The 12,848-nt window shown below is 65.3% G+C and carries 14 protein-coding genes; 9 read left to right on the forward strand and 5 right to left on the reverse strand.

Translation table 11 applies throughout. The annotated features are described in order from the left end of the window. Positions 1-77 precede the first annotated feature (77 nt). Positions 78-965, forward strand: coding sequence for a LysR family transcriptional regulator (locus ACKI1H_RS30040; protein WP_138522078.1), 888 nt, complete (start codon positions 78-80; stop codon positions 963-965). A gap of 80 nt (positions 966-1,045) precedes the next feature. On the opposite strand, the gene ACKI1H_RS30045 is transcribed toward ACKI1H_RS30040, so the two are convergent. Further along, the gene (locus ACKI1H_RS30045) at positions 1,046-1,516 is read right to left on the reverse strand and encodes a cupin domain-containing protein (RefSeq protein WP_440467218.1); all 471 of its coding nucleotides are present in this window, start codon (positions 1,514-1,516) and stop codon (positions 1,046-1,048) included. After that, positions 1,516-1,971, reverse strand: a complete 456-nt coding sequence (locus tag ACKI1H_RS30050; protein WP_138522082.1) for a flavodoxin — start codon at positions 1,969-1,971, stop codon at positions 1,516-1,518. The genes ACKI1H_RS30045 and ACKI1H_RS30050 overlap by 1 nt, the downstream gene beginning before the upstream one ends. A 145-nt stretch (positions 1,972-2,116) precedes the next feature. Between ACKI1H_RS30050 and folM the strand changes: the two genes are divergently transcribed. From folM to ACKI1H_RS30075, 5 genes are all read left to right on the forward strand, one after another. Further along, positions 2,117-2,842, forward strand: coding sequence for a dihydromonapterin reductase (gene folM, locus ACKI1H_RS30055; protein ID WP_440467219.1), 726 nt, complete (start codon positions 2,117-2,119; stop codon positions 2,840-2,842). 32 nt (positions 2,843-2,874) lie between these two features. Next, complete coding sequence (folE, locus tag ACKI1H_RS30060; protein ID WP_138522086.1) at positions 2,875-3,435, forward strand: GTP cyclohydrolase I FolE; 561 nt, start codon at positions 2,875-2,877, stop codon at positions 3,433-3,435. Position 3,436: 1 nt separating this feature from the next. After that, positions 3,437-3,808, forward strand: coding sequence for a dihydroneopterin triphosphate 2'-epimerase (folX, locus tag ACKI1H_RS30065; RefSeq protein ID WP_081516251.1), 372 nt, complete (start codon positions 3,437-3,439; stop codon positions 3,806-3,808). Positions 3,809-3,944: 136 nt separating this feature from the next. Then, positions 3,945-4,256 carry a DUF1244 domain-containing protein gene (locus tag ACKI1H_RS30070; protein WP_138522088.1) on the forward strand — a complete coding sequence of 104 codons (312 nt, stop codon included), beginning with the start codon at positions 3,945-3,947 and terminating at the stop codon, positions 4,254-4,256. A gap of 12 nt (positions 4,257-4,268) precedes the next feature. Next, entirely contained in the window at positions 4,269-4,607 is a 339-nt protein-coding gene (locus tag ACKI1H_RS30075; RefSeq protein WP_081516253.1) for a HopJ type III effector protein, read from the forward strand. A 211-nt stretch (positions 4,608-4,818) separates the two neighbouring features. Here the strand turns inward: ACKI1H_RS30075 and trxB are convergent, their stop codons facing one another. After that, the gene (trxB, locus tag ACKI1H_RS30080) at positions 4,819-5,763 is read right to left on the reverse strand and encodes a thioredoxin-disulfide reductase (protein WP_440467220.1); all 945 of its coding nucleotides are present in this window, start codon (positions 5,761-5,763) and stop codon (positions 4,819-4,821) included. Positions 5,764-6,185: 422 nt separating this feature from the next. On the opposite strand from trxB, the gene ACKI1H_RS30085 reads away from it, so the two are divergent. From ACKI1H_RS30085 to ACKI1H_RS30095, 3 genes are all read left to right on the forward strand, one after another. Next, positions 6,186-8,117: a diguanylate cyclase domain-containing protein gene (locus ACKI1H_RS30085; RefSeq protein ID WP_440467221.1), complete on the forward strand. Its 1,932-nt coding sequence runs from the start codon at positions 6,186-6,188 to the stop codon at positions 8,115-8,117. Positions 8,118-8,214: 97 nt separating this feature from the next. Next, on the forward strand, positions 8,215-8,955 hold the full coding sequence (gene cysZ, locus ACKI1H_RS30090; protein ID WP_138522094.1) for a sulfate transporter CysZ: 741 nt from the start codon (positions 8,215-8,217) through the stop codon (positions 8,953-8,955). Positions 8,956-9,038: 83 nt separating this feature from the next. Next, the gene (locus ACKI1H_RS30095; RefSeq protein WP_138522096.1) at positions 9,039-10,235 is read left to right on the forward strand and encodes a glycosyltransferase family 4 protein; all 1,197 of its coding nucleotides are present in this window, start codon (positions 9,039-9,041) and stop codon (positions 10,233-10,235) included. A gap of 2 nt (positions 10,236-10,237) precedes the next feature. On the opposite strand, the gene ACKI1H_RS30100 is transcribed toward ACKI1H_RS30095, so the two are convergent. Then, the gene (locus tag ACKI1H_RS30100; protein ID WP_138522098.1) at positions 10,238-11,197 is read right to left on the reverse strand and encodes a DegV family protein; all 960 of its coding nucleotides are present in this window, start codon (positions 11,195-11,197) and stop codon (positions 10,238-10,240) included. Positions 11,198-11,675: 478 nt separating this feature from the next. Next, on the reverse strand, positions 11,676-12,788 hold the full coding sequence (locus tag ACKI1H_RS30105; protein WP_440467222.1) for an NADH:flavin oxidoreductase: 1,113 nt from the start codon (positions 12,786-12,788) through the stop codon (positions 11,676-11,678). Between the last annotated feature and the right edge of the window lie 60 nt (positions 12,789-12,848).

The raw sequence follows: 12,848 nt of genomic DNA on the forward strand, positions 1-12,848 counted from the left end.
CGGTTGGGAATGGCGCAAAGCCTACGCCCACGCCTATCATCCCCAAAGCGAATAGATCGGATCGGAGCCATTCCAGAATGGAATTCAAGCAGCTGCGCACCTTCGCCGAAGTCGTGCGCCACGGCAGTTTCACCCAGGCGGCAGTACACCTGAACGCCAGCCAGTCGGCGGTGAGCAAGCAGGTCGCCCAGCTGGAGCAGAGCCTGCGCGTGCAATTGCTGGAACGCAGCGGCCCGCACATCCGCCTGACCGCCGCAGGCGAAGTGGTGCTGCGCCGCGCCGAGGACATGCTGCGTCTGCGCCGCGAGCTGCACACCGAACTGGACGACCTCACCCACCTGCATCGCGGCGAACTGCGCCTCGGCCTGCCACTGCTGGGCGCGGACGCGCTGTTCGCCGGGCGCTTCGCCGAATACCGGCGGCGCTACCCGAACATCGACGTGCACCTGATCGAGGGCGGCAGCAAGACCATGGAGGAGATGGTCTACAGCGGTGAACTGGAGCTGGGCGGCGGTCTGACGCCGGACGACCCCGGCTTCGACTGGCAACCTTTCTGCAATGAGCCCCTGGACATCCTGCTGCCCGACAGCCACCCGCTCGCCGGGCGTGAAAGCCTGGAACTGGCGGAGCTCTCCGACACGCCCTTCCTGCTCTATCAGCAGAGCTTCACCCTCAACGACCGCCTGCTGCGCGCCTGCCGCGAGGCCGGTTTCGAGCCGAAGGAAGGCGGCCGCAGCGGCCAGGCGGATTTCCTGGGTGCGCTGGTCGCCGCCGGGCAAGGCGCGGTGCTGCTGCCGCGCGTGGTGGCGAAGGATCTGGAGCGGCCGGGGCTGGTACGCGTACTGCTGAGCCAACCGGACCTGCGCTGGGACATCAGCTTCATCTGGCGGCGCGACGCCTACCTGTCGAATGCGGCGAAGGCGTGGCTGGGGTTGATGCTGGAGATGCCGTTGCATCCGCAGTGAGGCGGTTCGCGAGCAAGCTCGCTCCTACAGGGTCGGCACGGCTCCGCTCTTCGTAGGAGCGAGCTTGCTCGCGAAGCTTTTCAGATCAGCGCTACAAACTCACCGACCAGCTTCGGCCACTCCCGCTGCGCCTGGCTATCGTCGGCAAGCAGCCTGAACCCGGCGAACTCGAAGGCCGGCGATACGGTACAGCCCACCAGCACGTAGTCGCCCAGGCAGCGCGCAGCCTGCCAGGCGTGGGCCGGCACCGCACGCTGCGGCAAGCTGTCGTCGCCCACCGGCCCCAGAGTCTCGCGTCGTACGTCGGCATCCGGCTGCTCTGCGATCAGCAACTCAAGCGGCGAGCCCTCATGGAAGTGCCAGAGCTCGTCGGCGTCCACACGGTGCCAGCGGCTGACCGTGCCGGCCGGCAGGAGGAACAGGATGGCCGACGACTGTGGCCGGCCATCGGCGCCCAGCAGACCGGACTCGAACACGCGTCGGTAGAACCCGCCCTCGGGGTGCGGGGAGAGCTGCAAAGTATCGATCAGGTAGCGGGCGCGGGGATGCATCAGGCCTTCAGTGCAGCAATGAAGTCGGCCAGCCACGGCTCGGAGTCGGTCTCCTGGTCCACCGTCTCGCTGCCGTCCAGGCGCAGCATCGGCACCACTTCCTGCACGCCCAGTTCGGCGTACAGTTCACGCACCTGCTCGCCGCCACCGCAGTAGGTATCGCCGTAGCTGGAATCGCCCAGCGCCAGCACGGCACCCGGGCGGCCGCGCCAGTCAGCGGGCAGGCGATCGCGGATGGCATGGAACAGCGGCTGGAAACTGTCGGGCAGGTCGCCCATGCCGGTGGTGGCGGTCACCACCAGGAAAGCTTCGGGAGCGAACTCGAGCATGGCGTCCAGGGTGGCACGCGGGTCGTACCAGGCTTCGAAGCCAGCGGCTTCGAGCAGGCGCTTGGCGTGACGCGCGACTTCTTCGGCGGTGCCGTAGACCGAACCGGACACGATGGCGACTTTCATGTTCACTCCCACAAGGCAAGACAAGGCCGCCCATTATGCCCCATCCGTGCCGCACCGCGCCGGGGCTGGTATAGTTTTGCCCTACCCGGCCGCTAGGACATTGTCCGCTGCGGCGCTTCCCAAAGTGGATTTTCGCGAGGCGCGCATGGGCCATACCCCAGCCCCCATCCTGATCACCGGCGCCAGCCAGCGCATCGGCCTGCACTGTGCCAAGCGCTTGCTGCAGGACGGCCAGCCGGTCATCGCGACCTATCGCCAGGAAAAGCCCGGCATTGCCGAACTGCGTGAGCTGGGCGCCACCTGCCTGCACACCGAACTGGGCGACGAAGCCGGCATCCTCGCCTTCATCGACCAACTCAAGTCCCATACCGACCGCCTGCGCGCAATCGTCCACAACGCGTCCGCGTGGATTGCCGAGCAACCCGGCGGCGATGCGCAGGCCTTCGAGACGCTGTTCCGCGTGCACATGCTCGCGCCCTACCTGATCAACCTGCGCTGCAGCGAACTGCTCGAGCGCGACGCCATCGAGCGTGGCGCGCCGGCCGACATCATCCACCTCTCCGACGACGTCGCCCGCAAGGGCAGCGCCAACCGCATCGCCTACTGCGCCAGCAAGGCCGGCCTGGACAACCTCACTCTGTCCTTCGCTGCGAGCCTTGCGCCGCGCATCAAGGTCAACGGCATCGCGCCGGCACTGATCCTGTTCAACGAAGGCGACGACGACGCCTACCGCGCCCGCACCCTGGCCAAATCCGCCATGGGCATCGAGCCCGGCCCGGACGTGATCTACCAGAGCGTGCGCTACCTGCTCGACAGCCCTTATGTGACCGGCACTACCCTGACCGTCAACGGCGGCCGGCACCTCAAATGACCCGCCCTGCGCGGGCGCGAGGAACTCCCACCATGATCGAAGACCTGTCTCACCACTACCGTGAGATTCTCAAAGGGCTCGGCGAAGACCCGACCCGCGAAGGCCTGCTGGACACCCCCAAGCGCGCAGCCAAGGCCATGCAGTACCTCTGCCACGGCTACGAGCAGACGCTGGAAGGGATCGTCAACGGCGCACTGTTCGCCTCGGACAATGACGAAATGGTCATCGTCAAGGACATCGAGCTCTACTCCCTGTGCGAACATCACCTGCTGCCCTTCATCGGCAAGGCCCATGTGGCGTACATTCCCACCGGCAAGGTGCTGGGCCTGTCGAAGGTCGCACGCATCGTCGACATGTTTGCACGTCGCCTGCAGATCCAGGAGAGCCTGACACGGCAGATCGCCGAGGCCGTCCAGCAGGTCACCAACGCCGCCGGTGTAGCGGTGGTGATCGAGGCGCAGCACATGTGCATGATGATGCGCGGGGTGGAAAAGCAGAACTCGGTGATGAACACCTCGGTGATGCTCGGCGCCTTCCGCGCGTCCACCAATACCCGCCAGGAATTCCTGCAACTGATCGGACGGAGCAAGTGAAATGACGCAATTGCAGCCGGGCATGGCGCGAATCCGGGTCAAGGACCTGCGCGTGCGCACCTACATCGGTATCAAGGAGGAGGAAATCCTCAACAAGCAGGATGTGCTGATCAACCTCACCATCCTCTACCCCGCCGGCGATGCGGTGCAGGTCAACGACATCGACCACGCGCTGAACTACCGCACCATCACCAAGGCGATCATCGCCCACGTCGAGGAGAACCGCTTCGCCCTGCTCGAGCGGCTGACCCAGGAACTGCTCGACCTGGTCATGGCCAACCCGGCCGTGCACTACGCCGAAGTGGAAGTGGACAAGCCCCACGCACTGCGCTTCGCCGAGTCGGTGTCGATCGCCCTGGCCGCCCAGCGCTGAGCCGCACAATTTCCCAGCAACTACCCTGCACGCCCGTTCCAGTCGGCCAATGGGCGTTGCTGGCAGATCGCCCGCCTCTTAGAATCTCGCCAGCCCCGCCATGCGCCTCCGATGCGCCCTTGTTGAGAGACCTGCCATGACCGAGCCGATGAACCTGACCGACGAGCAGCGCACCGAACTGGAAGCCGCCGCGTTCCGCACCCTGGTGCAGCACCTGCGTACCCGCAAGGACGTGCAGAACATCGATCTGATGAATCTTGCCGGGTTCTGCCGCAACTGCCTGTCCAAGTGGTACAAGGCCGCGGCGGACGACATGGGCCTGCCTGTCAGCCCGGATCAGGCCCGCGAAGAGATCTACGGCATGCCTTACGCCGAATGGAAGGCCAAGTACCAGACGGAAGCGACCCCTGCCCAGCAGACGGCCTTCGATAACGCGAAGAAACACTAAGAGTTTGCCTTGATGACCCTCACTGATTTCCGCTCGCGCCTGCGCAGCGAGCAGCACCTGTTCACCGACACCCTGGCGTACATCGCCGAGCACTACAGCTACACCCCCAGCGCCTTCACCAACGGCAGCGTGGAAAACCCCGCCGGGCAGAACGAAGGGTCCTGCAAGACCCTGGGTTTCGCCATCCTCGAAGGCCTGAGCCAGGAAGAGTCACTGCTGGCGTTCGGCGAGCACTACCGCGCCGTGCGTGAGCATCCCGAAGGCACCGACCACGCCAACATCCGTGCTCTGCAGACCACCGGCCTGGCCGGCGTCAACTTCGAGCGCCAGCCGCTGTCGCGTCGCGGCTGAGGTTGTCCGGCTCGATGAAAAAGCCCCGCTGATGCGGGGCTTTTTCTTGGGCGAACACCTGGCGTCATCTGGCTACGCTGGCAGCGAAATTGCCGGGCAGGGTGCCAAGCGGTTCGCGAGCAAGCTCGCTCCTACGAAAAGCACGTTCACGCCTTACAGAAAAAGGCCCCGCAAAGCGGGGCCCCTTCCTGCACGCCGGCTCTTCGGGCCGTTACAGAGAATCCAGGTAACGTTCAACGTCCAGCGCGGCCATGCAACCGGCGCCGGCGGAGGTGATGGCCTGGCGGTAGACATGGTCGGCCACATCGCCAGCGGCGAAGACGCCGGGGATGTTGGTGGCGGTGGCGTTGCCATCACGACTGCCGCTGACCACCAGGTAGCCATCCTTCAGGTCGAGCAGGCCTTCGAACAGCGAAGTGTTGGGCGTGTGGCCGATAGCGACGAACAGGCCGTCGACCGTCAGCTCCGAAGCCTCGCCATCGTTATGGCGCAGGCGCACGCCGGTGACGCCCATGTCGTCGCCCAGCACTTCCTCCACCTGGGCGTTCAGGCGCAATTCGATCTTGCCCTCGGCAATACGCGCGCGCAGCTTGTCCTGCAGGATCTTCTCGGCACGGAAGTTTTCGCGGCGGTGTACCAGGGTCACCTTGCTGGCGATGTTGGCCAGGTACAGCGCCTCCTCCACGGCCGTGTTACCGCCACCCACCACCGCCACTTCGCGGTTGCGGTAGAAGAACCCGTCACAGGTGGCACAGGCGGACACGCCCTTGCCCATGAAGCTCTCTTCCGAGGGCAGGCCCAGGTAACGCGCGCTGGCGCCGGTGGCGATGATCAGTGCGTCAGCGGTGTAGGTACCACTGTCGCCCTTGAGCACGAACGGCTTGCCGGCCAGGTCGACGCCGTGGATGTGGTCGAAGACGATCTCGGTCTCGAAGCGCTCGGCATGTTCCTGCATGCGCTGCATCAGCGCCGGCCCGGTCAGGTCATGGGGGTCGCCCGGCCAGTTGTCGACTTCGGTGGTGGTGGTCAGCTGGCCGCCGGCCTGCATCCCGGTGATCAGCAGCGGCTTGAGGTTGGCGCGGGCGGCATACACCGCGGCGCTATAGCCGGCAGGCCCGGAACCCAGAATGATGACGCGCGCATGACGATCGGACATGACAGCCTCCAGTGCTCGGGTGAAGAGCGGGGTGCAAAAGAAAAGGGAGCTGCCAAAGCACCAGGGGGAAGGTTGGGAGGACGGCAGCTCCACGGAAAGGTTTCTTGCGCGGACCGCATGGCCCGGAGACTGTGGGCAATGCGGTGTGACCTGAGTCACGCTTTGCATTGTCCCGCAGAACCCCGGAAAACCCTTGAGATAGGTCAGGGATTTCCGCAGTCGTCCTTCGCCCCTTGAGATAAGTCAGGGAGTGCCGGATCGACCCTCGAACTCGTTCGATTCCAGATGGCGCGCAGCTTACCGCCGCCGCCGCACCCTGCTGAAATGTCCAATCTCAATGCCCTCCATAGGCTTCCCCTATGCAGCGAGCGTCCATTGCCTGGATGGCTAGACTCAAGAAACCAAAGGTCACTCGTATCACCATGAACCTTCGCGCCCGCCTGCTATGGCTGTGCCTGCCCCTGTTCATCGCGAGCCTCGCAGGGGTCTGGCTGCTGTCGGACATGATCCTGCTCGACCGCTTCGACCGCGGGGACCGCCAGCACCTCGCCGACGAGGTGCGCATCGTCCACAACCGCGTCGCCTACGAGAAGCAGCGCAACCTCGACATCGTCCACAGCTACGCCTGGTGGGACGCCAGCTACCAGTTCATGCGCCTGCCGCAGGCGCGCTTCATCGAGGACAACCTGGACCAGGACCTGCTGGGCATCCTCGGCTTCGACTATGTACTGTTCGTCGACCGTGACGGGCACATCCTCGCCCAGCAATGGAAGCTCGATGAACTGTCCGAGCGCCTACCCGGCCAGAAGGTGCCCGACGTCCCTCGGCTGCGCGACGGAATCCTGCGTACCGCGATCGAACTGGGTGCACTGGACATCGACGGCGATCCGCACCACAGTCTCGACCAGTTGCTGCAGATCGAAGGCGTGCCTCAGCTGCTGCTCAGCTACCCCATCAGCAACACCGCCGGAACCGCCGAGCCGGCCGGCGTGGTCATCGCTGGCGTGCTGCTCGACAACGCACGCATGTACAACCTCCAGACCCAGATGGGCGCAAGCCTGCGCCTAGCTCAGGACCCTGTGCAGGGCAAGGACTGGCGCACCCTGAACATCCCCACCGGGCGCGGCGCCACCCTGCTCAGCTCGCGCCGTCTGCTGGACGAGAACAGCCAGCAGATGTCGCTGCTCTATCTCGACTCCCACGGCAAGCCACAGTTGCGCCTGGAGCTCACCAGCGCCCGCCCGCTGTACCAGCAGGGCCAGCAATCCATCCGGCTGTTCCTCTACCTGACCCTGGCGCTGCTGGGTGGCGCCATCCTGCTTGCCTACCTGGCCCTGGAGTTCCGCATCATCCGCCGTGTTACCAGCATGAACCGCGAGGTCGCGGCCATCGGCCAGGACGACACGCCCTCGCGCCTGAGCCCGCAGGGGCAGGATGAACTGGGCCAGCTGGCCAGCGAGATGAACCGCACTCTCGACCGCCTGGAACAGAGCGAGGCGCGCGACCGGGCGATCCTCGACGCGATCCGCGACGGTTACTTCGAAATGGATACCCACGGCCTCATCCGCACCCTCAACCCTGCGCTGTGCCGGATGCTCGGCTATAGCGCCGAACAACTCAGCGGCCAGCACTTCAGCGTCCTGCTGCAGGAGCAGGACCTGCACCGCGCCCAGGGGCTCTATCGGCAGGCCCGCGACGACGAACAGGAGACCACCTTCTCCGCCCCCTTCAAGCGTCGCGACGGCCGGCTGGTCAGCTGTGAGACGCGGCTCTCGGCAATACGCGACGGCCAGGGCGAGTTCCAGGGATTTCGCGGCATCCTGCGCGACATCAGCGACCAGGTGGCCTACCAGAAGCAGCTCATCGACCTGGCCTACCGCGACACCCTCACCGAGCTGGGCAACCGCAAGGCATTCAACGAGCAGTTGCAACAGGCTGTCGTGCACAGCAACCGGGTGGCCCTGCTGTACATCGACCTGGACCGTTTCAAGCAGGTCAACGACCGCTTCGGACATGCCCTTGGCGATGCCCTGCTCAGCACCGTCGGCGAGCGCATGCGCAGCAGCCTGCGCCAGCCTGACCAGGCCTTCCGCCTGGGCGGCGACGAGTTCGCCGTCCTGCTGGAAAACGCCGAGCCGGATCAAGCCGACGCCCTGGGCATGCGCCTGCTGGCTGTGCTGGGCGCCGAGTACCGCCTGAGTGGCCAACTGATCGATTTCGTCACCCCCAGCATCGGCATCGCCTTCTACCCTCAGGATGCTGGCGACGCCGACGCCCTCACCCGCGCCGCCGACATTGCCATGTACCAGGCCAAGCAGGAACGCAACCGCTGCTATCGCTACACGGCCGCCTGAGGGCTGGCCCGCGAACACATACCCGGCAAAACAGACGGCTCGCCGGCCGTTCGCCGGGTCTGCTAAGGTCGCCTACGGTTCACCCCTGGAGAGTCCGATGTCCACCCTGAGCGGCCCGCAATACCTCGGCGAAGGCCTGAAACTGATGATGCGCCCCGGCCTGCGGCTGTTCGTCCTGCTGCCCCTGAGCATCAACATCCTGCTGTTCGTCGGCCTGATCGGCTTCGCCATCAACCAGTTCAGCCACTGGGTCGACTGGCTGATGCCGACCCTACCGGACTGGCTGAGCTTCCTGCAGTTCATCCTCTGGCCGCTGTTCGTGGCGCTGGTGCTGCTGATCGTGTTCTTCACCTTCACCATGATCGCCAACATCATCGCCGCGCCCTTCAACGGCTTCCTCGCGGAGAAGGTCGAGGTGGTGGTGCGCGGCACCGACGACTTCCCCGAGTTCAGCTGGGGCGAACTGATGGCTATGGTGCCGCGCACCATCGGCCGCGAGCTGCGCAAGCTGGGCTACTTCCTGCCGCGTGCCATCGCGCTGTTCATTCTCAGCCTGATCCCCGGCCTGAACCTGATCGCCGCACCGCTCTGGCTGATTTTCGGCGTGTGGATGATGGCCGTGCAGTACATCGACTACCCGGCGGACAACCACAAGCTGGGCTGGAACGAGATGCTCGCCTGGCTGCGCAGCAAGCGCTGGGCCTGCATGGGCTTTGGCGGCATCACCTACCTGGCGCTGCTGATCCCGGTGGTCAACCTGGTCGCCATGCCCGCCGCGGTGGCCGGTGCGGTGTTGTTCTGGGTGCGCGAGGAAGGCGAGAAAGCGCTGGTGAAGTAAGGCACCCCCACTGCCGAGCGGTTGTCACCTATCGATCATCGCATTGTCATCGGCGCGCCACCGCGCGCCGGGACACTGCAAGCATGACCACGACTCCCCTGCGCATCGCACTGATCAGCGAAACCTTTCCGCCGGAAATCAACGGCGTTGCCAACACCCTTGGCCGGCTGGCCTCGGGGCTGTTGCGCCTCGGGCACCAGATCCAGGTCGTGCGCCCACGCCAGCAGGGCGAAGAAGGCCGTCACAGCGATGGCGAACTCGTGCTCACCCGTGGCTGGCCGCTACCCGGCTACCCCGGCCTGCAATGGGGCCAGTCGTGCCTGCACAAGCTGCTGCGGCACTGGAACAACACCCGCCCGGATGTGCTCTATATCGCCACCGAAGGCCCGCTGGGCCTGGCTGCCCTGCGCGCCGCGCGGCGCCTGCGGATTCCCGTGATCAGCGGCTTCCACACCAACTTCCAGCAGTACAGCGCGCACTATGGCTTCAGCCCGCTGATGCGGCTGGTGACGGTGTACCTGCGCTGGTTCCACAACCGCACCCAGCAAACCCTGGTGCCCAGTGCCAGCCAGTCCGTGGAGTTGCAGCGGCGCGGTTTCGAGCGCCTGGCGCAGCTCTCTCGCGGCGTCGACAGCCAGTTGTTCAACCCCGCCCGACGTGATGAAGCACTGCGCCGCGAGTGGGGCCTGGGCGAGCGAGATATCGCCGTGCTGCACGTCGGCCGGCTGGCGGCGGAGAAGAACCTGTCGCTGCTGGGCAGCAGCTTCCACGCGCTGTGCACGGCGCACCCGCACCTCAAGCTCCGGCTGGTGATAGTCGGCGACGGACCGCAGCGCGCGCACCTGCAGAAGGAGCTGCCCGAAGCTGTGTTCTGTGGGCTGCAGCGTGGTGAGGAACTGGCCCGGCACTACGCCAGCGGCGACCTTTTCCTGTTCCCCAGCCTGTCGGAAACCTTCGGAAACGTGGTGCTGGAAGCACTGGCTTCAGGGCTGGCGGTAGTCGCCTTCGACCAGGCTGCGGCAGGCCAGCACATCCGCCACGGGCACAACGGCGTGCTCGGCGTGCCGGGCGAGAACCAGAGCTTCTTCGAAGCAGCGAGCTGGCTACTGGGTGACCCGGAGCGCCTGCGTCGGGTGCGCCTCAACGCGCGTCACCACGCCATCCATCAGGCATGGGACACCGTGATCGAGCGTTTCGAAGGCTATCTGCAGGAGGCCTGCCGCACGGCCCTGCCGGGGAAGAACCCCGGCGGCCTGGGGCATCCTGAAATCCACAAGTAGGATCAGGCGAAGGGCTTGGGCTCGGCGGCGAAGGACAGGCTCATGGCGCCGGCGCCCAGGTTGATGCCGCCGGTGGGGCTGAGCATCGCCAGGTGCACCTGGATGCCTTTCGCTTCGCAGGCATCTTCCAGCGCAGCGAAACCGGGCAGGTCGCGCAGGGCGGAAGGATCGCCGGCATAGCTCAGGCACATCTGCGGCGCCAGCAACTCGCCCGCCTCGACCCGCGCGCGGGCGAAGTTGAGCAGGCGTTCGGCGGATTTCTCGTAGTTCGGCGACACCGACACCGGCTTGTCCTCTCCCTGCACCAGGCTCAGCACCGGTTTCATGTCGAGCATCGAGCCCAGACCAAGGAAGGCGCCACGCAGGCGGTCGCCGATGCTGCTGCGGTCACCCTTCTGGAACCCGCGACGGCGGATGTGCCCCAGGTCGCTGGCGACCAGGAAGGTGTTCATCTGCTGGCTGAGCTGTTCCAGGCGGGTACGCACGGCATTGGGATGCTGGTCTTCGCCGAGCAGGCGTACACCTTCGGCGGCCAACACGGCCAGGCCGGCGAACACGGTCTGGCTGTCGATCACCCGCAATGCGAACGGACCGGCGATACCGGCAGCGGCGCGGCGCTCCTTGTAGCTCTGCAGCAGGCTGAAGGAGGCCTGGGTGGCGTGCTCGAAGATCGGGCTGCGCTGGCTGGTCACGGTCAGGCAGATCACGTAGTCGAAATCGGTGACCAGCTTTTCCAGGAACCAGTCGTGGGTCTGCGCCGGCGTCAGCGGTTCGCTGCCGTCCTCGGGGCCGACCTTGGGCAGGTCCTGCGAATAGAACTTGAGGGTGGTGTCGGGATCGCGATCATCGACGATGCGACGTTCGCCGACACGGATGCCGATGGGCAGCACGCGAATGTTGTTGGCAGCAAGGAATTCCGGGGGAAGGTCGCAGGTTGCATCGACCACCAAGCCGATCCGCATGTCTTACTCCTATGGCCGTCTCCCGGCCTATTGTTGTGTGAACGCGTTCATACTCTGCCCGTTTCGGACTGGGAAGTCAGCATGCGGAAAGGTGGGTCTCGGAAAAGATTTGTAAACGCCTGGGACGGTACTTTCAGACCATTCATAAAGATTATGACTAGACATAATCAGGACATTTTGTAGGAGCGCGTTGTGCGCGCGATCGCGGGCATGGCCCCCTACAAGAGCCCCTCTCCCTAGCCCTCTCCCGCAAGCGGGAGAGGGGACTGTTCGGAGCAGGATGAAACCACGCCATCAGCCGGCACGGACGGCTCCCTCTCCCTTCGGAGCGGGGCGCGCAGCCAGGGTTGGGGAGAGGGAAAAACGTAGGCACGGAATTTCAGAAGAAGGCAGTTGCTCCTACAAGGAAACACCTCGCCCACAAAAAAGCCCCTGGCACCATCGGCGCCAGGGGCTTTGCATTTCACCGGGTCGCGAATCAGGCCAGCGACATCAGCGCATCGCGGCTGAAGGGCTTGATGTCCTCCAGGCGACCGTCACGCACTTTCACTGCCCAGTCCGGGTCGACCAGCAGGGCGCGGCCGACGGCCACCAGGTCGAACTCTTCCTTGTTCAGGCGCTCCAGCAGACCGTCGATGCCCGACGGCTGGGCGACTTCCTCGGTGTTGCCGAAGAAGGCCAGGAACTCGCTGCCGTCCAGGCCGACGTTACCGACGGTGATGGTCGGCTTGCCGGTGAGTTGGCGGGTCCAGCCGGCCAGGTTGAGGTCGGAGCCTTCGAATTCCGGAATCCAGAAGCGGCGGGTGGAGCAGTGGAAGATATCCACACCGGCATCCGACAGCGGCTTGAGGAAGGCCTCCAGCTCTTCGGCGGTCTGCACCAGGCGAGCGCTGTAGTCCTGCTGCTTCCACTGGGAGAAGCGGAAGATGATCGGGTAGTCGGGGCCGACGGCCGCGCGCACAGCCTGGATCAGTTCGATGGCGAAGCGCGAACGGTTGGCGAGGCTGCCGCCGTATTCATCGGTGCGCTTGTTGCTGCCGTCCCAGAAGAACTGGTCGATCAGGTAGCCGTGGGCGCCGTGGATTTCCACGCCGTCCATGCCGATGGACTTGGCGTCGACGGCGGCCTGGGCGAAGGCGGCGATGACTTCCTGGATGTCTTCCTTGGTCATCTCATGGACGAGCACGGTGCCGTCCTTTTCCTTGCCGCTGGGGCCATAGCCCGGAACGCTGGCGTCCGGCTCGGTGCCCAGACGGCGCACGGCGCCGACGTGCCACAGCTGCGGGACGATCTTGCCGCCTTCGGCGTGCACGGCGTCGACCACCTGCTTCCAGCCGGCCAGGGCATCTTCGCCGTAGAAGCGCGGTACGTTCGGGTAGCCGTTGGCAGCCTTGTGGTTGACCGTGGTGCCTTCGGTGACGATCAGGCCGACACCGGCAGCGGCACGGCGGCGGTAGTACTCGACCACCTGGGCGTGAGGTACGCCGCCCGGGGTGAAGTTGCGGGTCATCGGCGCCATCACGATGCGCGTGGGCAATTCCAGGCCGCCCAGTCGGAAGGGCGAGAACAGGGTATCTACGGATGCAGTCATTGAAGTCTCCATGACGGCCAGGCGACCGGTCGTCTCGTTTTTGAGTTGGGCTGGAAAATG

This window comes from Pseudomonas sp. YH-1 (genome assembly GCF_051990045.1).
Lineage (GTDB): Bacteria > Pseudomonadota > Gammaproteobacteria > Pseudomonadales > Pseudomonadaceae > Pseudomonas > Pseudomonas nicosulfuronedens.

Coding starts and splice junctions, on each gene's coding strand:
- ACKI1H_RS30040 (WP_138522078.1), top strand. CDS start 78: ATGGAATTCAAGCAGCTGCGCACCTTCGCCGAAGTCGTGCGCCACGGC.
- ACKI1H_RS30045 (WP_440467218.1), bottom strand. CDS start 1,516: ATGCATCCCCGCGCCCGCTACCTGATCGATACTTTGCAGCTCTCCCCG.
- ACKI1H_RS30050 (WP_138522082.1), bottom strand. CDS start 1,971: ATGAAAGTCGCCATCGTGTCCGGTTCGGTCTACGGCACCGCCGAAGAA.
- folM (WP_440467219.1), top strand. CDS start 2,117: ATGGGCCATACCCCAGCCCCCATCCTGATCACCGGCGCCAGCCAGCGC.
- folE (WP_138522086.1), top strand. CDS start 2,875: ATGATCGAAGACCTGTCTCACCACTACCGTGAGATTCTCAAAGGGCTC.
- folX (WP_081516251.1), top strand. CDS start 3,437: ATGACGCAATTGCAGCCGGGCATGGCGCGAATCCGGGTCAAGGACCTG.
- ACKI1H_RS30070 (WP_138522088.1), top strand. CDS start 3,945: ATGACCGAGCCGATGAACCTGACCGACGAGCAGCGCACCGAACTGGAA.
- ACKI1H_RS30075 (WP_081516253.1), top strand. CDS start 4,269: ATGACCCTCACTGATTTCCGCTCGCGCCTGCGCAGCGAGCAGCACCTG.
- trxB (WP_440467220.1), bottom strand. CDS start 5,763: ATGTCCGATCGTCATGCGCGCGTCATCATTCTGGGTTCCGGGCCTGCC.
- ACKI1H_RS30085 (WP_440467221.1), top strand. CDS start 6,186: ATGAACCTTCGCGCCCGCCTGCTATGGCTGTGCCTGCCCCTGTTCATC.
- cysZ (WP_138522094.1), top strand. CDS start 8,215: ATGTCCACCCTGAGCGGCCCGCAATACCTCGGCGAAGGCCTGAAACTG.
- ACKI1H_RS30095 (WP_138522096.1), top strand. CDS start 9,039: ATGACCACGACTCCCCTGCGCATCGCACTGATCAGCGAAACCTTTCCG.
- ACKI1H_RS30100 (WP_138522098.1), bottom strand. CDS start 11,197: ATGCGGATCGGCTTGGTGGTCGATGCAACCTGCGACCTTCCCCCGGAA.
- ACKI1H_RS30105 (WP_440467222.1), bottom strand. CDS start 12,788: ATGACTGCATCCGTAGATACCCTGTTCTCGCCCTTCCGACTGGGCGGC.